The 20,270-nt window shown below is 73.4% G+C and carries 15 protein-coding genes and 6 pseudogenes; 7 read left to right on the top strand and 14 right to left on the bottom strand.

Features of this window, described 5'->3' with window-relative positions; translation table 11 throughout:
- The 5 genes from JNW87_RS18235 to JNW87_RS18215 all read right to left on the bottom strand — a co-directional run.
- Positions 1–423, bottom strand: a 423-nt coding sequence (locus tag JNW87_RS18235; protein ID WP_238454107.1) for a rhodanese-like domain-containing protein, incomplete at its 3' end; no start/stop codon positions are given.
- Positions 424–520: 97 nt separating this feature from the next.
- The gene (locus tag JNW87_RS18230) at positions 521–937 is read right to left on the bottom strand and encodes a cysteine dioxygenase family protein (RefSeq protein WP_238454106.1); all 417 of its coding nucleotides are present in this window, start codon (positions 935–937) and stop codon (positions 521–523) included.
- Between the two features lie 110 nt (positions 938–1,047).
- Positions 1,048–1,422, bottom strand: a complete 375-nt coding sequence (locus JNW87_RS18225) for a signal peptidase I (protein ID WP_109800740.1) — start codon at positions 1,420–1,422, stop codon at positions 1,048–1,050.
- A gap of 9 nt (positions 1,423–1,431) precedes the next feature.
- Positions 1,432–3,048 (bottom strand): IS200/IS605 family element transposase accessory protein TnpB, encoded by a 1,617-nt coding sequence (locus JNW87_RS18220; protein ID WP_109800741.1) that lies wholly within the window; start codon positions 3,046–3,048, stop codon positions 1,432–1,434.
- The gene (locus tag JNW87_RS18215) at positions 3,041–3,616 is read right to left on the bottom strand and encodes an IS607 family transposase (protein WP_109800742.1); all 576 of its coding nucleotides are present in this window, start codon (positions 3,614–3,616) and stop codon (positions 3,041–3,043) included. Before JNW87_RS18215 ends, JNW87_RS18220 begins: the two co-directional genes overlap by 8 nt.
- 227 nt (positions 3,617–3,843) lie before the next feature.
- On the opposite strand from JNW87_RS18215, the pseudogene JNW87_RS18210 reads away from it, so the two are divergent.
- Positions 3,844–4,766, top strand: a pseudogene (locus JNW87_RS18210) (DUF3500 domain-containing protein).
- 112 nt (positions 4,767–4,878) lie between these two features.
- On the opposite strand, the gene JNW87_RS18205 reads toward JNW87_RS18210, so the two are convergent.
- The 7 genes and pseudogenes from JNW87_RS18205 to JNW87_RS18180 all read right to left on the bottom strand — a co-directional run bounded on the left by JNW87_RS18205 (position 4,879) and on the right by JNW87_RS18180 (position 11,834).
- Positions 4,879–5,637, bottom strand: coding sequence for a class I SAM-dependent methyltransferase (locus JNW87_RS18205; protein ID WP_109800752.1), 759 nt, complete (start codon positions 5,635–5,637; stop codon positions 4,879–4,881).
- A gap of 68 nt (positions 5,638–5,705) precedes the next feature.
- Positions 5,706–6,014: a hypothetical protein gene (locus JNW87_RS40730; protein ID WP_309233973.1), complete on the bottom strand. Its 309-nt coding sequence runs from the start codon at positions 6,012–6,014 to the stop codon at positions 5,706–5,708.
- Positions 5,909–6,205, bottom strand: a complete 297-nt coding sequence (locus JNW87_RS40725; RefSeq protein ID WP_309233972.1) for a DUF2231 domain-containing protein — start codon at positions 6,203–6,205, stop codon at positions 5,909–5,911. The genes JNW87_RS40730 and JNW87_RS40725 overlap by 106 nt, the downstream gene beginning before the upstream one ends.
- Positions 6,206–6,282: 77 nt before the next feature.
- Positions 6,283–7,022, bottom strand: a pseudogene (locus JNW87_RS18195) (GAF and ANTAR domain-containing protein).
- A 194-nt stretch (positions 7,023–7,216) separates the two neighbouring features.
- Positions 7,217–9,511, bottom strand: coding sequence for an accessory Sec system translocase SecA2 (gene secA2, locus JNW87_RS18190; RefSeq protein WP_109800745.1), 2,295 nt, complete (start codon positions 9,509–9,511; stop codon positions 7,217–7,219).
- Between the two features lie 210 nt (positions 9,512–9,721).
- Positions 9,722–10,810 carry a zinc-binding dehydrogenase gene (locus JNW87_RS18185; RefSeq protein WP_109800746.1) on the bottom strand — a complete coding sequence of 363 codons (1,089 nt, stop codon included), beginning with the start codon at positions 10,808–10,810 and terminating at the stop codon, positions 9,722–9,724.
- A complete protein-coding gene (locus tag JNW87_RS18180) occupies positions 10,803–11,834 on the bottom strand; it encodes a Gfo/Idh/MocA family protein (protein ID WP_109800747.1) in 1,032 nt (343 codons plus the stop codon). The genes JNW87_RS18185 and JNW87_RS18180 overlap by 8 nt, the downstream gene beginning before the upstream one ends.
- Positions 11,835–12,085: 251 nt before the next feature.
- Here JNW87_RS18180 and JNW87_RS18175 point away from each other — a divergent pair, with 251 nt between their 5' ends.
- The 6 genes and pseudogenes from JNW87_RS18175 (at position 12,086) to ctaD (ending at position 17,823) form a co-directional block, all read left to right on the top strand.
- The gene (locus JNW87_RS18175; protein ID WP_236647377.1) at positions 12,086–13,066 is read left to right on the top strand and encodes a glucosyl-3-phosphoglycerate synthase; all 981 of its coding nucleotides are present in this window, start codon (positions 12,086–12,088) and stop codon (positions 13,064–13,066) included.
- 130 nt (positions 13,067–13,196) lie between these two features.
- Positions 13,197–14,344, top strand: a pseudogene (locus JNW87_RS40720) (glycosyltransferase); the annotation flags it as partial.
- A 117-nt stretch (positions 14,345–14,461) separates the two neighbouring features.
- On the top strand, positions 14,462–14,914 hold the full coding sequence (locus JNW87_RS18160; RefSeq protein WP_109800754.1) for a DUF4383 domain-containing protein: 453 nt from the start codon (positions 14,462–14,464) through the stop codon (positions 14,912–14,914).
- A gap of 88 nt (positions 14,915–15,002) precedes the next feature.
- Positions 15,003–15,155, top strand: a pseudogene (locus JNW87_RS41540) (ATP-binding protein); the annotation flags it as partial.
- An 86-nt stretch (positions 15,156–15,241) separates the two neighbouring features.
- Positions 15,242–15,733, top strand: coding sequence for an ATP-binding protein (locus tag JNW87_RS40715; protein ID WP_238454104.1), 492 nt, complete (start codon positions 15,242–15,244; stop codon positions 15,731–15,733).
- An 84-nt stretch (positions 15,734–15,817) separates the two neighbouring features.
- A pseudogene (ctaD, locus tag JNW87_RS18150) lies at positions 15,818–17,823 on the top strand (cytochrome c oxidase subunit I).
- A gap of 68 nt (positions 17,824–17,891) precedes the next feature.
- On the opposite strand, the gene JNW87_RS18145 reads toward ctaD, so the two are convergent.
- Positions 17,892–19,031, bottom strand: a complete 1,140-nt coding sequence (locus tag JNW87_RS18145) for a SigB/SigF/SigG family RNA polymerase sigma factor (protein ID WP_109800751.1) — start codon at positions 19,029–19,031, stop codon at positions 17,892–17,894.
- Positions 19,032–19,296: 265 nt separating this feature from the next.
- Positions 19,297–20,270, bottom strand: a pseudogene (locus JNW87_RS18140) (hypothetical protein); the annotation flags it as partial.

Here is a 20,270-nt window from a genome sequence, read left to right as displayed (position 1 = left end):
CGAGGTGGGCAGCCCGGCGATGCGCCAGGCGGCGAATCCGCCGACCACGTCGGTGGCCCGGTGCAGGCCCAGATCCTGCAGGGCGGCGGCGGCCAGCGAGGAGGTGTAGCCCTCCTGGCAGAGGATCACCATCGGCACGTCGTAGTCGACGGCCTGGGGCAGCCGGGCCGGACAGCGCGGGTCGAACCGCCACTCGAGCACGTTGCGTTCCACGGCGAGGGCACCGGGGACGGTGCCGTGCGCGGCGCGTTGGCCCGCCGGCCGGATGTCGACCAGCAGCGCCCCGGACCGGTACGCGAGGTGCGCCTGCTCGGGGTCGAGCCGGCGCAGCCGGGCGCGGGCGGCGGCGAGGACCTCGTCGATGCCGCGGGAGCCGGGCGGCGGGACCGGACAGCTGTCGGTGCGGGTCTGGGTGTGCGGCATCGTCGCGTCCTTCCAGGCGGATGTCGGGTCTGCGGGTGGCTGCGGTCGCGCGCCTGGCCGGCTCACCACGCCACCCCGGCCTCGGCCACGTCCCCGATCAGGAGCTGCCGTCGAGGAGCCGGTAGCGGGTCATCCGGCGCAGTGTGGGCCGGTAGACGTGCACGCTGACCGCCGGCTGGTCGCCCCGGTTGGTCACGACGTGCACGTGTCGGGCGCCGAAGCGCCGGCCAGTGCCCGCGGCCAGCCGGTGCGGGCGCAGCCGACCGCCGCTGACCGTCTCCTCGGTGAGGGTGCCGGCGACGACCAGGAAGGCGCCGGAGGAGCCGCCGTGGTCGTGCAGATCCGTGCCCTGCCCGGGCAGCCAGCTCAACGCCCAGACCTCGTGGTCCGGCCCGGCCGCGAGCCGTGCGTACCACCGTTGCGCCCGGTCGAAGCGCAGCGGGACCGGCCAAGCGGGGGGATCCGCGTACCGGGCGGCGACGGCGAGCAGGTCGGCGGGGGGTGCGCTGGTCATGGGCGGGTCGTCCTCACGGGTGCGGAGCGGCGCGTGCCCCTCCACGATAGAAGGCAAACCCTATGGGTTTAGTAGGCAATACCGGATGCTGGGACAGCGACGGCGCCAGGTCAGATCATCGGCGGGTCCACCCGGTAGCCCGGCACGGACGGCCAGCGCACCGTCAGCACCACCGACTCCCGCTCCGCGTACCAGCAATGGTCGACACCCCGGCCCCACACCACGTAGTCGCCGGGCTTGCCGAGCACCACCGTGCGGTCCGGCAGCTCCACCCGGAACCGACCGCTGATCAGCACCAGCAGCGCGGTGCGGCGCTCTCCGGTCGCCCACCGGGACCGGGCCTCCCCCGCCGGGTGCACACCCCACTTCACCTCGACCTCCGTGCTGTGCCGGACGTCCCCCGGCGGCTTGAAGTGGCCGAGCAGCCAGCCGGCGTCGGTCGCCCCGTCCAGGTCCGCGTTGCCGACGTACACCGAATCGTCCATCCACCGTTCCTAGGAACTGAGCACAAGTTGCGCGTGTTCAGCCGCGTGTCCCGAACGGTCTTGGGCACGCTGGTCCCCCGCGTTCGCTCCGTATCCGGCGCGCACGGATCGTGTCCGCGGTCCGGAATTACGGGGGCGGGTTCCCTCACGCTCAGGGACGCCCGATCCGGCCTGGACGGTCCGATGCCCCAGCCCATCACTCCGGTGAGCAGGGGGCGGTGCCGTCCGACGCCGAATCGGGTGACCCTGAGCGCGTCGTCCTATCGCCACGGCGGCAGCGTCGTGGCGGGTCGTCTTTCGCTTTTTGCTGATCAGGGGCTTCTGCCAGTGCTGGGCGCCCCACTTGGAGGTGTATGCCGGGTCGACCGCGACGACCGCGACGCCGGTTGCTTCGGCCATCGAGGTGAGCCGGGCGCGCAGCCTGCTGACGGGCATCCCGGATATGAGGCCACGGAACCGCTTGCGCCGGCCGTGCTTCTCCCGGGTTTTCTCCGCCTCGAAGTCCAAGTCCTCGATGGCCACAGCTTCCACGCCGCAGACCTTCGCCCAGTTGAGCAGCCGCGTCAGGGCGTGACGCAGCTGGGCGTCACGGTGGTCGGCGGTGCCGGACAGGTCGTAATGGAACCGGCGCGGGTTGCCGACGGGGTTGCCGTGGGCGTCGAGCCGCCAGGCGGCGATGTGGTCAGCATTGGTGTCCACCCCGATCGCGCCGGTGGCCAGCGCGGCCTCCAGTGGGACCGTCCTAGTGGGCGCGTGCTGCCAGGACGCGGTGATGTACCAGCGCTGCCGCTGCGGGTCGAAATGAATGCGGTAAGCGACCGCCCGGTTGGCCTCGATACGGTCGACCCACTCGGAACCGCGGTGGGGGAACCGCACCTTCGCTGCCAGGGCATACCGGCCGTGGGGGGCGTTCGCCAGTCCAACCAACGGTGCGGGCAGCCTGATCGACACCTCGCCGTCCGCAGTGACGCGGATCGTCTCGTTGCCGTACCGCTTACCCGACTCCCCGTCGGCCTGAAGGAACCAACGCTGCGCTGTCCACCGCTCGCGCCACTGCGCCTCGGTCAGTCCAGCCTGGGCCAGGTTGTGGCGGTTGCGGGCGAGGCGCTTCCCGCCGCGCGCCACGTGCACGACCCCGGCCTCACGGTTGGCCCGCTCCCGCCCCAGCCGCTCCATCAGCACGTGCAGGCGACGGCTCTTGGCGAACCACTCCTGCCGACTGCGGTAGCCGCCCGGTACGCCCTTGACGCCGCGCTGCCCCACCGGCAGGGACAGTCGATGTCGAATCGTCGCCACCTCGGCTTCGAGGTTGCCGATGTGTGCTAGCTGGCACCTTCGGGCCAGCGCCCACTGGTCGTGCGTGGCCTTCGTGATCGCCCCCGCCCACCGGGCCGACGACCCCGGCGTCAGCTCCCGCTTGCGCGCCGCCCACCTGTCCGTGGAGTGCTCCAGTCGGTCGGCACACCGCACCTTGAGGTCCTTCGCTGCAAGCGAGCCCAGGTGTGCACCCACCAGACGCAGGATCTCCTCGTCTCCCGCCGTGAGGCCCTTGAGGCGATCGTGGATAGCGACCCCGGTCGGACCGAGGGCGACGAACGGCTCCTCGATCGAACGCAGGTCAGCCATGCTCGGCGGCCTCCAACGCCTTCTCGGCCCGGTTGCGGGCCGACCGGCGGCCGTACAGCCTGGCGCAGAACGACGTCAGCACCTCGACCATGTCGCGGACCAGGTCGTTGTCGACCTCCCCCTCGTCCAGCACCACCAGCCGGCGACCGTGGGCGGCCAGCGCCGCCTCGACCAGCTCGACGTTCATGCGACCCAGCCGATCCTTGTGCTCGACCACGACCGTGGTCACGCCCGGGTCGGCCAGCAGCCGCCGGGCCTTCGACCGGGCGCCGTTCACACCCGAGCCGATCTCGGACTCCACGCGCACCACCCGGTGGCCAGCCATGGCCGCCCACTGCGACAGTCGGGCGACCTGGCGCTCCAGATCGGTCTCCTGGTCGTGGGACGACACCCGGGCGTACAGACCGAGGCCACCCGTGGCGGTCGGCGCACTGTTGGCGTCCACATTCACCAGAATCATGCGGGGGCCGACCCGCTGAGCCGGGACCGGCAAGGTGCCCTGACGGAACCAGCGGTACGCCGTGTGGGCACTGATCCCTTGCGCACGTGCCCACTCCGTCAAATTCACAGGAGCATCATACCGCAACTAGAGTCACTCCGTGCACACTCATGCACGGTCGCTGGTCAGCTGGTCGCGACCCCTCCCGCCCGCCGGGCTGGCAAGCTACCAGGCGCGGCCGGTCGGGGTCAGCTGCCGGAAATGCTGGCCGCGCTCGGCCGGAGCTGACCACGCGCCGGACGGGCCGTCCGTCGGGGCGGTATACAGGGTCGGTGGAGGATCCCGTACCCGAGCAGATGCGCACCGCGGCCGGCGACCTGCTGGCGGCGCTCGACGAGGCGGGCCGGCAGCGCGCCGGCCACGCCTTCGACGACGAGCCGGCCCGGCGGTGGCTGGAGTACCGGCCCCGGCCCCGACCCGGCGTGCCCCTCGCCGACCTCGACGTCGCGGCCCGCAAGGCGGCGCACCGGCTGCTGGCCACCGCGCTGAGCCCGCCGGCGTACGCGCAGGCGATGGCGATCATCGCCCTGGAGGAGGTGCTCGACCGGGCGGAGGGCTGGCGGCGCGGCCGGCACAGCGGCGACTACTGGGTGGCCCTCTTCGGCGACCCGGCCGCCGACGACCGGTGGGGCTGGCGGATCGAGGGACACCACCTCTCGGTGAGCATGACGTGGTCGCCGACCAGGTCTCCCCCGCCCCGCTCTTCTTCGGCGCCAACCCAGCCACGGTCCGGCACGCCGGCCGGCCGGTCTCCCGGCCGCTGGGACCCGAGGAGGACCTGGCCCGGGAGCTGCTGGACGCGCTCGGGCCGGCGGGCCGGGCCGCGGCGATCGTCGCCGACGAGGCGCCCACCGACATCATCAGCGCCACCCGGCCCAGCGCCCCCGGCCGGCTCGACCCGCTCGGGGTGCCCCGGAACCGGCTCACGCCGACCGGCCGGGCGCTGCTCGACCAGCTCGTCGCCCTCTACCTCGACCGCCTCCCGCCGGAACTGGCCGCCCGGGAGGCCGGCCGGCTCGACGGCGGGGAGCTGCACTTCGCGTGGGCCGGCCCGACCCGGCCGGGGCAGCGGCACTACTACCGCGTCCAGGGCGACGACCTGCTGATCGAGTACGACAACACCACCGACGACGGCAACCACGCGCACACCGTCCTGCGCCGCCCGGCCAGCGACTTCGGCGCCGACGTCCTCGCCGCCCACCACGCCGCCGCCCACTGACCCACTCGTTCCGGGCGGCCGGCCCGCCCGGTGATCATGAAGTTGTGGTCGCGACACGCGGGTGCGGGGACAACAGCTTCATGATCACCGCGAGTCGCGCGGGCGGGGGCCGTCAGGGGTGGCGGGCGTCGATGAGGAAGCGCTGGGCGTGGGCGACGAAGGGGCCCTCGGCGCGGATGCGGTCGTGCAGGCGGCGCAGCTCGTCGCGGTAGCGGTCGACCGTGAAGCCGGGCACGGTCCAGATCACCTTGCGCAGGAAGTACACCACGGCGGCGATGTCGTGGAAGACCGTCCGCAGGGTGGCCGTACGCAGGTCGACGACCTCCAGCCCGGCGGCCCGGGCGGCGGCGACCGCCTGCTCGGGGTGCCGGCTGGCCGGCCGCGGCAGCGGGCCGAGGATCGCCTCGCTCAGCTCGCGGACCGTGCCCGCGCCGATCTGCTGGGACAGGTAACTCCCACCGGGGCGGAGCACCCGGGCGATCTCGTCCCACCAGGTGTCCACCGGGTGTCGGCTGGTCACCAGGTCGAACGAGCCGTCCCGGAACGGCAGCGGGGGCGTCTCGGCCACCCGGACCACGGTGGCGCCGACCCGGCGCAGCGTACGGCGGGCGACCTCGACGTTCGGCGGCCAGGCCTCGGTGGCGACCAGCAGCGGCGGCGGCGTGGGCGTCTCGGCAAGCACCTCTCCCCCGCCCGTGTCGATGTCCAGGGCGGCGGCGACGGTGGCCATCCGGGCGCCCACCAGCCGGGCGTAGCCCCACGGCGGGCGTTCCTCGGTGGCCCGCCCGGCCAGCCAGGAGAAGTCCCAGCCGTCGACCGGCACGCCGGCCCCCTCGGCGATCAGCTCTTCGAAGTCACGGTCCGCGCCCACCCGGCGAGCCTGCCGCCGGCGGCCGGGCACCGGCAAGGAACTTTCGAGCCGCGCGGCGCGGCGGGGCGTCACGCCGGCGGGCGGACGATCTCGACGGTGGAGCCGGTGACCGGGCTCAGCGCCTCGAAGCCGCTCGGCTCGACGCGGCCCCGGTCGAACTGGCGCATCAACCGGGCGCCCAGCCGGACCCCCACCGCCCCGACGACCAGGGCGACCAGCTCCGTGGCGAGCAGCACGCCGGTGGCGCCGCGCTCCGGCGACTGGGCCCGGATCAGGCAGGCGAGCAGGAACAGCCCCGCCATCGCGGCGTTGACCAGGTTGAAGGTGATCGCGGTACGGCGGGTCCGGTCGGCCCGGACGTCCCACAGGTCGACCATCCCGCGACGGTGGTGAGGGCGGCCGCGACCAGCGCGGCGACCGCGCTCCAGTAGCCCACCTCGCCGAGGAAGGCGGGGCCGCCGGCGACGTCGGCCAGGTCGAACACCGCGGCGCTGACGAAGAGTCCGAACGCGAACGTCACCAGCATCGGTTGGATGGGGTGCCCCTGCACCCGCAGTCGGCTCTCCATCGGTTCCTCCCCAGGATCGGTGCGGTGCGCCAGTCCAGAGTGCTACCCGACCGCCAACGGGGGGAAACGAACGCCGTTCAGCTCTCCCGGGGACGGGAGACGGTGATCACCAACCGCTCGGCCACCTCGCGCAGTGGAATGTCCAACGAGGCGGCGGCGCTGCGGAGCACGTCCAGCGCCTCCGGGGCCGGGCAGCCGCGCTGGGTCATGATCACCCCGATGGCCTGCCCGACGACCCCCTCCTCCAGCAGGGTGGCGTCCAGCTGACCGGCCGTCGCCGCCTGCCGGGCCCGGTCCCGGACCGCGGCCAGCAGCAGCCCGGCGTGCTCGGCGAGGAGCATCGCGGTGAGCTGGTGCCGGGTGGTCAGCCCGGGCCTCGCCTCGGCGTACAGGTTGATCGCGCCGATCACCTGCTCGTCGACATCGACCGGCGCGGAGATCACTCCGCATACGCCCAGGTTGCGGGCCCGGGTGGTCCAGGTCGGCCAGCGCGACTCCCGGGTGAGGTCCTCCGCGATGATCATCTCGCGGCGGCGGATGGCGCTCATCGCCGGCGAGTCGGGGGCGTGCCGCAGGTCGTCCAGCTCGGCCAGCCGGGGGTCGGAGGCGGCCACGCCGGCCGGCTCGCCGGCCCGCAGCGCGGTGAAGCCGCAGCAGGCCACCCCGGTACGGCGTCCCGGGCGATCCGGACCAGCTGCTCCAGCGCCTCGTCGAAGTCGGTGACCGCGATCAGGCCGGCGGTGAGCTCCCGCAGCAGTGCCGCGGTCTCCAGCACGCCCAGCGTGTCGATGGTCGACTCCCGCGTGTCCAGGTTCACCGGCTCGCGGTCCCCGCCCCCGGCGCGTACGACCACGCGGTGTCCCCGTCCGGTGCCATTGCCTTGTGTCATCCCCGCTGCTGCCTCTCCCTGGCTTGAAAGCCTCGGGCTACTACCCTCCCAAATCAGGATCGAAACCGTGCAAAGGGGTCCCTTCCGCGCGACCAGCGCGCCGGAAGGGACCCCTGTGACGGTCAGCGGGAACCGGAGATGAGCCGTCGCCCGACGGAGGCGATCAACCGGTCCAGCTCCGAGCCGAACGGGTTGTCGTGCACCAGGTACGTCCAGGTGGCGGTGGGCCGGACCAGCTTCGAGGCGTCCGGCTCCCAGCCCTCGTCGAACTCGGTCTCCTCGAAGGTGGCGATGGTCCGCGTCTCGATCTCGGGGATCAGCGCGTTGAACGCGGGCACGGCGCTGCGGTGGAACTCGTCGAGCGGGTCCAGCCGGCCCAGCGCCCGCAGGTGCACGCCCTCCCGGACCTCGGAGAGCTCGGCCAGGTGGTCGGCCCAGAGCCGGTCCAGGTGGTACAGGGCGATCGACCGGGCCGCGTCGGCGAGCAGGTCCTCGTCCATCTCGCCAGCCTTCTCCGGCACCCGCTCCAGCAGCATCAACGCGGCGATGTCGCTGGTGAGCAGCCGCTCGCGCCGCTCGGCGAGGGCCTTACGCTGCTGCTCGATCACCACGCTGTAGCGCCAGGTGTTGCGGTGGATCTCGTGGTTGACCCCCTCGGCGACCCGCTGGGCATGCTCCACCGCGTAGTCCACCTGCGGGTCGGTGACCAGGCCGTCGGCGTTCATCCGCGGCGAGGCCGGGATGGCGTCGCCGGCGTGCCGGACCACCAGGTCGTCCTCCAGGCTGACGAAGAAGACCGAGCCGCCCGGGTCGCCCTGCCGGCCGGCCCGACCGCGCAGCTGGTCGTCGACCCGGCGGCTGTCGTGCCGGCCGCTGCCGATCACGTACAGGCCGCCCAGCTCGGCCACCCGCTCCTGGTCGGTCTGGTCGCTGCCGCCGAGCCGGATGTCGACGCCCCGGCCGGCCATCTGGGTGGAGACGGTCACCGCGCCGTACGCGCCGGCCTCGGCGATGATCGCCGCCTCCTCGTCGTCGTTCTTGGCGTTGAGCACCACGCAGGGCACCCCCGCGGCGTGCAGCCCGGCGGCCAGCCCCTCGGACTCCTTCACGTCCAGGGTGCCGACCAGCACCGGCCGGCCCTGCTCGTGGCAGCGCTTGATCTCGTCGATCAGCGCCTCCTCCTTCTCGGCCCGGGTGGCGTAGATCCGGTCCGGCTCGTCCTCGCGGACGCACGGCGTGTTCGGCGGGATCACCGCCACCTCGAGGCCGAAGAACTCCCGTAGCTGGTCGCCGACGAGCACCGCGGTCGCGGTCATCCCGCAGACCGTCGGGTAGAGCGCGATGTACGCCTGCACGGCGATGGTGCCCAGCACCTCACCCTCGGCGGTCGCGTCCAGACCCTCCTTCGCCTCCACCGCGGCCTGGAGCCCGTCCGGCCAGCGGCGGCGCTGGGCGACCCGGCCGCGCATCTCGTCGATCAGCTCGACCGAGCCGTCCCGGACGATGTAGTCGACGTCGCGGTGCAGCAGGGCGTGCGCGTGCAGCGCCACATTCACCGCGGAGAGCTGCCCGACGTGCTCCTCGTCGTACAGGTCGATGCCGCCGAGCTTGGCCTCGACGGTGGCCAGGCCGACCGCGGTGAAGGCGACGCTGCGGCCGTCCTCGGCGGCGGTGTAGTGCTTGCCCCTGCGCAGCCCGCGCACCAGCGCGGCGGCGGCGTGCACCGGGTCCTGCTCGCCGGGGACCGCGCCGGCGAGGACCATCGGCACCCGGGCCTCGTCGATCAGGATCGAGTCGGCCTCGTCGACGATGGCGGTCCGCAGCGGCTGCTGGACCCGGTCGGCGATGTCGGTGACGAGCTGGTCGCGCAGGTAGTCGAAGCCGGCCTCGCTGACCGAGACGTAGGTGACGTCGCAGGCGTACGCGGCGCGCCGCTCCTCGGGGGTGGAGGCCTCGTTGACCCAGCCGACGGTGAGCCCGAGCAGGGCGTAGACCGGGCTCATCCACTCGGCGTCGCGGCGGGCCAGGTAGTCGTTGACGGTGAGCACGTGGACCGGGCCGTTGCCCATCCGCACGTGCCCGTACGCGGCGATGGTGGCGGTGAGCGTCTTGCCCTCACCGGTGGCCATCTCGGCGACCTTGCCGGAGAGCAGCGCCATCGCGCCCAGCAGCTGCACGTCGTACGGCCGCTGGTCGAGGCCGCGGCGGGCGGCCTCCCGGCCGATCGCGCAGATCTCCTCGTACCCGGTGGCGGCGCCGGCGGCCTCGGTCAGCTCGGCGTCGTCGAGCCCCTGCAGCTCCTCCTCGCGCGCCTCGACGGCCGGGAGCAGCTTCTCCAGCGGGGCCAGCTCGACCGTCGTACCCGGCCGCTGGAGAAACCGCCGGAACCTGGTCTTCAACCGTTGCGACACACCCATGAGCGGCAACGGTACGCGAACCGAACCCGATTGTGCGGCCCGGCGCTCCCCCGGTCGTGCCGGTGTCCGGATTCGGGGCCATCCGCCCAGCTCGGGGCCTTTGCCGGGGGTCAGCTGACGAGCTGTTTGTTCCCGCGGGACGGCTACGCGTAGGCCCACCCGGTGACGGCGGATCGGCCGGGGCGCTCGCACCGGCCGGATCCGGTCGGCTCAGGGTGTCAGCACCACCTGGAGCTCGGAGCGGCGGCGCTCGGCCAGGTCGGTCAGCAACGCCGGCGCCTCCTCGAACGGCACCACCGCCGAGACGAGGTGCTTGCGGATCAGGTCGCCGTACTGCCGGAGCAGCTCGATGGTCTCCGCGGAGAGCCGCTCCCGGTCCCAGGTGGGGGTGAGCCCGCGCGGCACCCGCCCGATCTGCGCGCAGCGCAGCGACAGGCCGTTGTGATGGAACTCCTCGCCGAGCCGGACCTCGTCCGCACCCGCCTGGTAGAAGGCCAGGTCGATGATCGTGCCCTGGGGGCGCAGCAGACGCAGCGCGAGGTGCAGCGCCCAGGCCTGGCCCCGGCACTGGAACACCACGTCGGCGCCGCGGTCGCCGGCGGAGTGGTTCCACCGGGTCTTGAGCACCACCGCCGGGTCGGCGGCCTCCGGGTCGAGGGTCTCCAGGCCGAGCGCCTCGGCCACCTCGCGCCGCTGCGGCGTCGGGTCCAGCACCACCACCGAGGCGGCGCCGTGCCGCCGGGCGAGCAGCGCGGTGAGCAGGGCGACGACGCCGCTGCCGACGACCGCGACCCGGCGGCCGCGGACGCCGTCGCCGAGCGAGCGCACGTCGGTGCCGCAGAGGTCGGCGGCGGCGTGCAGCAGGCCGTTGGCGCAGATCGGGCCCATGTGCGCGACGTAGATGCCGAGCAGCGGGTCCAGGTCCTCCGGCAGCGGCACGAAGCGTTCGGCGACCGGGTCGGCGACGTACCCGGTGCGGTGCCCGTAGGTCATGGCGCCCACGGTCCCGACCCCGATCGCCGGGGTGCGGCTCTCCACCACCCGGCCCACCTGCATGTAACCGAGCCGGTTCACCGGGTACGGCGTGCTCGCCTCCCCGGGCTGGAACAGGCCGAGGTCGGCGTTCCAGGTGACGTTGAGGTAGGGGTTGGTGCCCTTGACGTAGCTCAGTTCGGTGCCGGCGGAGACGCCGCTGTGCAGCGTCTCCACCCGGAACGTGCCGTCCCGCAGCTCGGCGGCGTCCTGCTCGACCAGTTCCACCCGCCCGGGGGCGCTGACCACCACGACCTTGTCACGCATCGACGGTCACCCCCGCCGGCGTGGCGTCCGCCACCGCCGTCCGGGGCCGCGCGGCCGGCCCGGTGGGCAGCGACACGCTCCGCCCCGTCCGGGCGGACTCGGCCACCGCGAGGGCCAGCCGCTGGGTGCGCAGCGCCTCCGCGTACGGGACGCGGACGTCGTCGCCGACCCCCCGCACGGCGTCGACGAAGGCCCGGTCGACGGCCGCCCGGGCGCCGTCCGGGTCGGCGGGCAGGTGCCGCTCGCCGTCCCCGTCGCAGACGGTCAGGCCGTCCTCGGCCAGCGACAGCGCCAGCCCGTCGGCGAGGATCTCCACGCCGGCCCGGTGCTTCCAGCCCAGCACGCACGCCGCGGCGAGCGTGCCGACGGCACCGCCCTCGAACCGCAGCGTCGCGGCGGTGACCGAGTCGATGTCGGCGCCGTCGACCGGCGGCGGGGCTCCGTCGCCGTACGCGGTCACCTCGGTGGCCTCACCGACCAGCGCGCGGATCAGGTCGAGCACGTGCGCTGCCTGCTCCACCACCGGGCCGCCGGAGCGGTCCCGCCGGGCCCACCAGGCCACCGGCGGCACCTTGTCCAGCCAGGAGCCGTTGACCATCCGCACCGGGCGGTCGGCGAGCAGTTCCCGGGCCTGCTCGACCACGTGCAGGTAACGCCAGTGGTGGCCGACCGCGGTCAGCAGCTGCCGCCGCTCGACCAGGGCGGCGATCCGCTCCGCGGTCTCCAGGTCCACCGCGACCGGCTTCTCCACGAACATCGGCACGCCGGCGGCGATCACCGCCTCCTCGACCGGCCCGTGCGCGAACGGCGGCACGCAGACGTACACGGCGTCCGGGCCGGCGGCGAGCAGCTCGTCCACGTCGGCGAAGGCCCGGGCACCGTGCGTCCCGGCCAGCGCCTCCGCCGCGTCCCGGGCCACGTCGGTCACCCCGAGCAGTTCCACGTCCTCGAAGCCGGTCAAGACGCGGGCGTGGCGTTGCGCCACCCCGCCGCCCCCTACCAGTCCCACCCGGCACACGCGCATCCCACAGACCCTCTCGCCACGGTTTCCCGACTACCCGGACAGCTCTCCCCCTGCCGGCACCCCACCAAACCCGGCGGGCGGCGCAATCAGACGTTCACCCGGCGGGAACCGGCCGGTGTCCGGGGCGTGATCAGGCTGGTAGGCATGATCCGGTTAGCGCGGGGTCGGTACTGGGAAATCCAGTTCCCGCGTTTCCGCCACGACCTGGGGGTGTGCCTGTGCGGGATACAGAACAGATCGTCTCACCGGTAGTGGAGGCCTGGGCCACCTATCGAACGACGTCGGCCGGCGACTGGCCGGCCCGACGCCTGCTGCGGGCCAAGGGTTGCAGCCGGGTCAGCGTGGTGCTGCCGGCCCGCAACGAGGAGGCCACGGTGGGCGCGATCGTGTCGACGATCCGCGAACACCTGATGGACCGGCTTCCCCTGGTCGACGAGCTGATCGTGGTCGACTCCCGGTCGACCGACCGGACCGCCCAGGTGGCCCGGGCCGCCGGGGCCGAGGTGGTCAGCCAGGACGCGATGACCCGGGGGCTGCCCCAGCTGACCGGCAAGGGCGACGCGCTCTGGGCCGGGCTGGCCGCCGCCGAGGGCGACGTGGTCGCCTTCGTCGACGCCGACCTGCGCGAGTTCCGGCCGCACTTCGTCACGGGCCTGATCGGCCCGCTGCTGACCGACCCGTCGGTCGACTTCGTCAAGGGCTTCTACCACCGCCCGCTGGTCGGCGCGACCGGCGTGGAGGCCGACGGCGGCGGCCGGGTGACCGAGCTGATGGCCCGGCCGCTGCTCAACCTCTTCTGGCCGGAGCTGGCTGGCTTCGTGCAGCCCCTCGCCGGCGAGTACGCGGGCCGCCGGGAGGTGCTGGAGCAGGTGCCGTTCGTCTCGGGCTACGGCGTGGAGACGGCGATGCTGATCGACCTGCTGGAGCTGGTCGGCCTGGACGCATTGGCGCAGGTGGACCTCGGTGAGCGCAAGCACCGCCACCAGGACACCGCGGCGTTGGGCCGGATGTCTGCCCAGATCATGCTGACCGCCTGGTCGCGCCTGCAGCGCCGGGGCTGGGCCGGCCCGGGCACCACCCCCGCCGCCCTGCTCACCCAGTTCCGGCGCGGCGGCTCCGAGGCGCTGCCCAATCTGGACCGCGAGATCGTGGTGAGCGACGTCTCGATCGAGGAGCGTCCGCCGCTGGCGCAGCTGCGGCACCGGGTGCCGCGGCGGCGGGTGGCGGCGTGAGGCCACCGGGCGACGGTGGCGACGGCCGGTCCCGGCGACCGGCGCGCAGCGGTGACGGCCGGTCCGTGGGGCCGGTCGCTGGCACGCGGAGGGCCGACGGGGGCGCCGCCGACGGAAGGAACCCGACACGATGAGTCTCACCGTCCTGATGAACGCCGGTCCCTGGTTGTCCGTGCCGCCCCCCGGCTACGGCGGGATCGAGAACGTGGTGGCGACCCTGGTGCCCGAGCTGCGCCGGCTCGGCGTCCGGGTGGTGCTGGCCTCGGTGGAGACCAGCACCCTGCCGGTCGACGAGAAGATCTCGGTCTTCCCGGACGGCCAGTTCCACGCCCTGCAGCGGCCGTACAACCAGGTCTGCGGGGTCTCCCAGGCGCACCTCAGCGGGGTGGTGCGCGCGCTGCACGCCCGCGACGACATCGACCTGGTGCACGACCACGTGGAGGCGGTCGGGCTGGCCACCATGGCCGCGATGGGCCCGGACGCCCCGCCGGCGCTGCACACCCTGCACTGGGACCTGGCGAAGCACCCGGAGCTGTACGGCAACCTGGACGGCGGTGACCGGGTCCGGGTCAACGGCGTCTCCGCCTCGCAGCTGGCCCGCGCCCCGCAGGCGCTGCGCGACCATTCGGTGGGGCACGTGCACCTGTCCACCCCGCTCGCCGTCGACGCGGACCGGCGGCCCCCGGTGGACAAGGGCGACCACGTGATCATCCTGGGTCGGATCAACCCGGGCAAGGGCCAGGACCTGGGCGCCCGGCTGGCCCGGCAGGTGGGCTTCCCGCTGGTCCTGGCGGCCCGGTCGGGCCGTACCACCGGCCGGAGGACCTGGCCGCGGCGGGCGACGAGGCCCGGCAGAACCCGGACGTGCGGTTCTTCTACGACCACGTCGCCCCGCACGTCGACGGCGACCTCGTCCGCTGGGTCGGCACGGTCGCCGGCCAGGAGCGCGACGACCTGCTCGCGAGCGCCCGGGCCGCGCTCTTCCCGCTGCGCTGGGAGGAGCCCGGCGGCACCGCCGTGGTCGAGTCCCTCGCCCTGGGTACGCCGGTGGTCTCCACCGCCCGCGGCTGCCTGCCCGAGCTGATCGAGCACGGGCGCACCGGACTGCTCACCACCGACGAGGAGGAGCTGGGCGACCTGGTGCTGGCCGCCGGCCTGCTGGATCCGGCCGAGTGCCGCCGGGAGGCCGCCGCCCGGTTCACCCCGGCGATGATGGCCGAGCAGTACGTCGGGCTGTACGAGCGGGTCCGCCAGCTCGCCGCCCGCCCCCTGCTGCCGGAGCGCCCGTACCGGCCCGGCCGCACCGACGGGTGGTGGCCGGGCCGGCGTTTGTCGCCGGCCGGAACGGGAAAGCCCGCCGTCCGTTCCAGGTGAGGAAACGTCGTGACGAACTCGATGGCCCACTCCCGGGGCCGACGCAACCCGGCCGACGGCCGCGCCCCGGTACGCCGGGCCGCGGCCGCGGCGGGCGTGGTCTTCCTGATCGTCGGGGTGCTCGGCTTCATACCGGGGATCACCAGCAACTTCGGCGACCTGGGCTTCGCCGGACACGAGTCGGACGCGAAGCTGCTCGGCCTGTTCCAGGTCTCGGTGCTGCACAACATCGTGCACCTGCTGTTCGGCATCGCCGGCCTGGCGCTGTCCCGGACCGTCTCCGCTGCCCGGGCGTACCTGCTCGGCGGCGGCGCCATCTATTTGGTGCTGTGGCTGTACGGCCTGGTGGTGGACCAATCCAGCGGCGCGAACTTCGTCCCGCTCAACGGGGCCGACAACTGGCTGCACATCTTCCTCGGGATCGGCATGATCGCCCTCGGCCTACTCACCACGCGTGGTGGGAAACGCCGCTGAGCGGGGCCCCGGTGGGCGGCTGGTCCGGTTTGACCCGGCTGGGCGACGGGTAGTTCCCAGGTCCGCGACGAGACGGAATCGAGGAACGATGCCGAGCCGGATCAGCTGCGAGGTCCGCGACGAGTCGCCGGTCACCCTCGTCCGGCTTGCGGGCGCGCTCGACCTGGCGACCATGCGCGCGGTGCACACGGTGCTGGACCGCTGCCTCACCGCCCAGCCGGACGCCCTGGTGGTCGACCTGTCCGAGGTCGGCGTCGCCGACCGGCTGGCGCTCTCCGTCTTCGCCGCGGCCGCCCGCCGGCCGCCGACTGGCCCGCCGTACCGATCGTGCTCTGCGCACCGCCGCCGGACGCGGCGGTCTGGCTCGCCGAGACGACCGCCTGCCGGGTGGTGCCGGTCCGGCCGGACTGCGCGGAGGCCACCGCGCTGGCGGGCGGGTGGGCGGCGCCGCGGCTGCGGGCCCGCCTGGAGCCCGTCGCCGGCGCCTGCCGACGGGCCCGGGAGCTGGTCACCGACGCCTGCGGGCGGTGGAACATCCCCGAGCTGATCGGCCCGGCATCGCTGGTGCTGACCGAGCTGGTGGGCAACGTGGTCCGACACGCCGGCACGCCGATGCAGGTGACGCTGACCCTGCGGCGGCCGTACCTCCGCCTGGCCGTGACGGACGGCAGCCGGGCCGCGGCGCGGGCCACGACCGGTCAGGACCCGCGGGCGGAGGGGGGCCGCGGGCTGCTGCTGGTCCGCGAGCTGACCCAGCGCTGGGGCAGCGCGCCGGCCGGTGACGGCAAGGTCGTCTGGGCGATGCTACCGGCGAACTGACCTAATTTTCCGCTCTCGCCTGGTTTTATGGCAGAAGGCCGGGTACGTGCCCGTCCTTACTGTCGTCACGACGGGGTGAGAGATATGCCCAAACGGGTAGTCACGGAGCCGGCCCGAGACCGGGGGCCGGCGATCCTCGCGCCCGCCCGGTTCGGCGGCTATCCCGGCCCCGTCCGGACCGCGATCAGGGGCAACACGCTGCTCAAGGTCCTGGGTACGACCGACGCCAAGCTGATCGGCCTGCTGTACCTGGCGACGTCGTTCATCTTCTTCCTGATCGGCGGGGTGCTGGCGCTGCTGGTGCGGGCCGAGCTGGCCCGACCGGGCATGCAGTTCCTCTCCCCCGAGCAGTACAACCAGGCGTTCACCATGCACGGCACGATCATGCTGCTGTTCTTCGCCACCCCGCTGGTGTTCGCCTTCGGCAACTACATCGTCCCGCTCCAGATCGGCGCCCCGGACGTCTCGTTCCCCCGGCTGAACGCCTTGGCGTACTGGCTGTATCTGTTCGGCGGGTCGATACTCATGGCCAGCTTCTTCACCCCGGCTGGCGCGGCGGACTTCGGCTGGTTCGCGTACACGCCCCTGAGCACCGCCCAGCACAGCCCGGGGGTCGGCGGAAACATGTGGGTGGTCGGGCTGGCCCTCTCCGGGCTGGGCACGATCCTCGGCGCGGTCAACATGATCACCACCATCGTCACCCTCCGCGCCCCCGGGATGACCATGTTCCGGATGCCGATCTTCACCTGGAACCTGCTGCTCACCAGCGTCCTGGTGATCTTCGTCTTCCCGCTGCTGGCCGCCGCGCTCTTCGCCCTCGCCTCCGACCGGATCCTGCACTCACACGTCTTCGATCCGACCACCGGCGGGCCGATGCTCTGGCAGCACATGTTCTGGTTCTTCGGCCACCCCGAGGTGTACATCGTGGCGCTGCCGTTCTTCGGCATCATCTCCGAGATCATCCCGGTGTTCGCCCGCAAGCCGATCTTCGGCTACACCGGTATCGTGCTCGCCACCATCGCGATCACCGTGCTGTCGATGACCGTGTGGGCGCACCACATGTTCGGCACCGGCCAGGTGCTGCTGCCGTTCTTCAGCATCCTGAGCTACCTCATCGCGGTGCGACCGGGGTGAAGTTCTTCAACTGGATCGGCACCATGTGGAAGGGACAGCTCACCTTCGAGACGCCGATGCTCTTCGCCATCGGCTTCCTGACCACCTTCCTGCTCGGCGGCCTGACCGGAGTGCTGCTGGCCAGCCCGCCGGCGGACTTCCACACCACCGACACCTACTTCGTCGTGGCGCACTTCCACTACGTGCTCTTCGGCACGATCGTCTTCGCCGCCTTCGGCGGGGCCTATTTCTGGTTCCCCAAGATGACCGGGCGGCTGCTCGACGAACGCCTGGGCAAGGCGCACTTCTGGACGATGTTCGTCGGCTTCCACATGACCTTCCTGGTCCAGCACTGGCTGGGCAGCGAGGGCATGCCCCGGCGGTACGCCGACTACCTGCCCACCGACGGGTTCGACACGCTCAACGCGATCTCCAGCATCGGGGCGTTCATCCTGGGGGCGTCCACGCTGTTTTTCATCTACAACGTCTGGAAGTCCTGGCGGTACGGCACGATGGTCTCCGTCGACGACCCCTGGGGCTTCGGCAACTCCCTGGAGTGGGCCACCACCTGCCCGCCCCCGCTGCGCAACTTCGACCGGATGCCCCGGATCCGCTCCGAGCGCCCCGCCTTCGACGCCAAGTACGGCAAACTCGTCGCCGACCTGGGCCGGGACCTGCCGCAGCGCACCACCAAGCCGCCGCAGCACTTCGCCGAGGAGCTGCACCTCGAGCCGCGCGTGCCCGAGTCGCCGGCCGCCGAGGGGGCGCACGGCGCCCGCGAGGCCGTCGAGCACCATCCCGCGCCGCAGTCCGGGGCGCGGCCGGTGGTGGTGCCGGAGCCGGAGCAGATCCGCCGGCCGAGCTTCGAGGAGTACGACGTGCCCGAGGAGGAGGTCGAGCCGGGCGCGGAGCCCCGGCCACCGGAGAGCGAGCGGTGGCGGCACCCGCACGGGCACGAGGACAACCCCGAGCGCTGAGCGTCACGAAAAGAAGGGGGCCGACGCCACGAGCGCCGGCCCCCTTCCTCGTCCCGTACCGGCCAGGTTCAGTCGCCGGCAGCTGGCAGGCCGGCGGCGGCGAGCGAACGGCGTACCGCGGGCTGCACCCGGGCCAGCCGCAGCGGCACCCCGGTCCGGGCTGCCGCATCCCGGCCGGCCATCAGCGCGGCGATGCCACCCGCGTCGACGCCGCCCGCGCCGACCAGGTCCACCACCACCTCGCGGGGCTGCCCGGTCACCGCCTCCAACATCGCCCGGCGCAACTGGTCCGCGCCGTCCCGGTCGACGTCGCCGCCGACCTCGACGACCACCCGGTCGCCGTTCTGCCGCACCGAGATCCTCGTCTTCGCCGGCTCCGCCGACTCGGCGGCCCCGTTCTGCCACGGCGGCGGGGCGTCGGCGAGCATCGCCTGGCGCAGCCAGGTCAGCGCCCGGGACAGCAGCCGGGAGACGTGCATCTGGGAGATGCCGAACCGGGCCGCGATCTCCGCCTGGGTCTGGTTGCCGTAGAAGCGCATGGCGAGGATCCGCCGCTCCCGCCAGGGCAGCGCGTGCAGCAGCCCGCTGACGGTCACCCGGTCGTCCACGGACTCCAGCGCGTTGTCCGACTCGCCGACCAGGTCGCCGAACTCGGCGGAACTCTCCCCGCCGACCGGGGCGTTGAGCGAGGCCGGGCTGTAGCCGGCCGCCGACTCCAGCGCGGCGAGGATCTCCTCCTCCGGCGTCTCCAGCCGTTGGGCCAGTTCGGCGACCGTGGGCGCCCGGGACAGCTCGCTGGTCAGCGCCGCCGTCGCCTGCCCCACCTCCAGGATCAGGTCGCGCAGCCGGCGGGGCACGTGCACACCCCAGGTGCGGTCCCGGAAGTGCCGTTTGATCTCACCGACGATGGTGATCGCCGCGTACGCGGTGAAGGATCCCCGTTCCGGGTCGTACCGGTCGACGGCGTTGACCAGGCCCAGACGGGCCACCTGCTCCAGGTCCTCCAGCGGTTCCCCCCGACCCCGGTAGCGGCGGGCCAGCCGCCCGGCGAACGGCAGCGCGAAGCGGACCAGGTCGTCCCGTGCCTCCTGCCGCCGCTCCGGCGGCAGGCCTTCGATCCGTGCCGCGTACGCCAGCGCCGCCGCGTCGAGGTCCTCCAGGCCCCGATCGGTGGGTGGTGGTGTGGTCGTGGTGGTCTGTCCGAACATCCGCGCCTCCCTCAGGAAGGTCCCCCGCCCGGATTGGGAAACCGGTCATGCGCGTGGTCGGGCCACGCACCGGGCCGGAAGTGGGTTACGTGACTGGCACGCCAGGAGCGACGACAGCTCGCCACACGGCCTCATCGGCCGTCGCAGCGAGCGGTGTTCCCGCTCCGTAGGTACTCAATCACGGACCGCGAGTTCGCGAGGATGTTTCGCCAGGGTTGGTGCCGGTCGGGGTGGACCGGTCCGCCGGCCCACCGGTCGAATCCGGTCAGGAGACCAGCAATCCCTGGTGGGCGCCGGTGTCCCGGAGCAGGTCGACCGCCTCGGCGAGGCGCAGCGGCGGCGGGACCGGCAGGTCGTACGGCTGGTTGCGCAACACCTCCGTGGCACGGCGGGTGGGCACCGAGCTGACCGGGTAGCCGCGCGCGGACCCCCGGTCGAGGGACCGCCGCCGACGCCCGAACGCGGCCACCGCCAGCCACTGCGGCAGACCGGCCAGCGCCGGCGACCGGACGCCCGGCGGCTCGGCAGCACGTCGACCGAGCTGAACGGCTCGCTGCCGGCGAGCCACCACTCCACCCCCTCCACCCGGCGCCGGGTCGCGTTCTCGCACCAGTACGGCACCATGCCGGCCCGGACCACCTGCCAGGGGTCGAGCAGCCGCCCACACTCCACCACCAGCCGGTCGCCGGTCTTGCCGGACCGCCGCAGCCACCGTCGGTACAGGTCGGCCGTGGCGGCGCTGAGCGCGTCCGGCTGCGGGAAGAGCACCTGGTGCAGCGGATGGCCGTGCCGGCCGGCCCAGTTCCGGGCGCTGAGTTCGAAACCCGACTCCACGCCGTGCTCGGCGTGCCCCGGCGGGGCGGACACCTCCGGGGGCTCCCAGTGCGCCCCGTCGCCGCCGGCGGAGCGGAGCACCTGGCGCAGCGCGTGCGCATCCGGGTGGAAGTCCACCGGCTCCAGGCCGCTGGCCGGGGAGCCGACCTGGAAGCTGTGGCCCCGGCCCTCGTCGAGCACCGGCCACGTCCGGGCGTCCCGCAGCAGCAGCACCGCCGCGCCCGGTTCGAGCCGGTCGGCCAGGAACCGCGCGTACGCCGCCGGCAGGCGCCGCCAACGCACCGCGAGGGTCACGGTGGCGCCGGCGAGGGCGCCCCGGCTGGCGGGACAGTGGACCTGCCGGACGTGCACGTCCGAGTTGCCGGCCAGCAGCCGGGCGGCGAGGGCCGCGCCGTGGTCGAGGGC

Source organism: Micromonospora sp. ATA51, from assembly GCF_016802855.1.
Lineage (GTDB): Bacteria > Actinomycetota > Actinomycetes > Mycobacteriales > Micromonosporaceae > Micromonospora > Micromonospora sicca.
Note: the sequence above shows the minus strand (reverse complement) of the source record. Positions and strands in the feature narration are given on the sequence as shown.

Bases quoted from the DNA above. Each gene is read 5' to 3' on its own strand.
- JNW87_RS18160 (WP_109800754.1), top strand. From the start codon at position 14,462: ATGGCCCACTCCCGGGGCCGACGCAACCCGGCCGACGGCCGCGCCCCG.
- JNW87_RS18220 (WP_109800741.1), bottom strand. From the start codon at position 3,048: ATGGCTGACCTGCGTTCGATCGAGGAGCCGTTCGTCGCCCTCGGTCCG.
- secA2 (WP_109800745.1), bottom strand. From the start codon at position 9,511: ATGGGTGTGTCGCAACGGTTGAAGACCAGGTTCCGGCGGTTTCTCCAG.
- JNW87_RS18230 (WP_238454106.1), bottom strand. From the start codon at position 937: ATGACCAGCGCACCCCCCGCCGACCTGCTCGCCGTCGCCGCCCGGTAC.
- JNW87_RS18180 (WP_109800747.1), bottom strand. From the start codon at position 11,834: ATGCGCGTGTGCCGGGTGGGACTGGTAGGGGGCGGCGGGGTGGCGCAA.
- JNW87_RS40730 (WP_309233973.1), bottom strand. From the start codon at position 6,014: ATGGTCGACCTGTGGGACGTCCGGGCCGACCGGACCCGCCGTACCGCG.
- JNW87_RS40725 (WP_309233972.1), bottom strand. From the start codon at position 6,205: ATGGAGAGCCGACTGCGGGTGCAGGGGCACCCCATCCAACCGATGCTG.
- JNW87_RS18145 (WP_109800751.1), bottom strand. From the start codon at position 19,031: ATGTTCGGACAGACCACCACGACCACACCACCACCCACCGATCGGGGC.
- JNW87_RS18185 (WP_109800746.1), bottom strand. From the start codon at position 10,810: ATGCGTGACAAGGTCGTGGTGGTCAGCGCCCCCGGGCGGGTGGAACTG.
- JNW87_RS18225 (WP_109800740.1), bottom strand. From the start codon at position 1,422: ATGGACGATTCGGTGTACGTCGGCAACGCGGACCTGGACGGGGCGACC.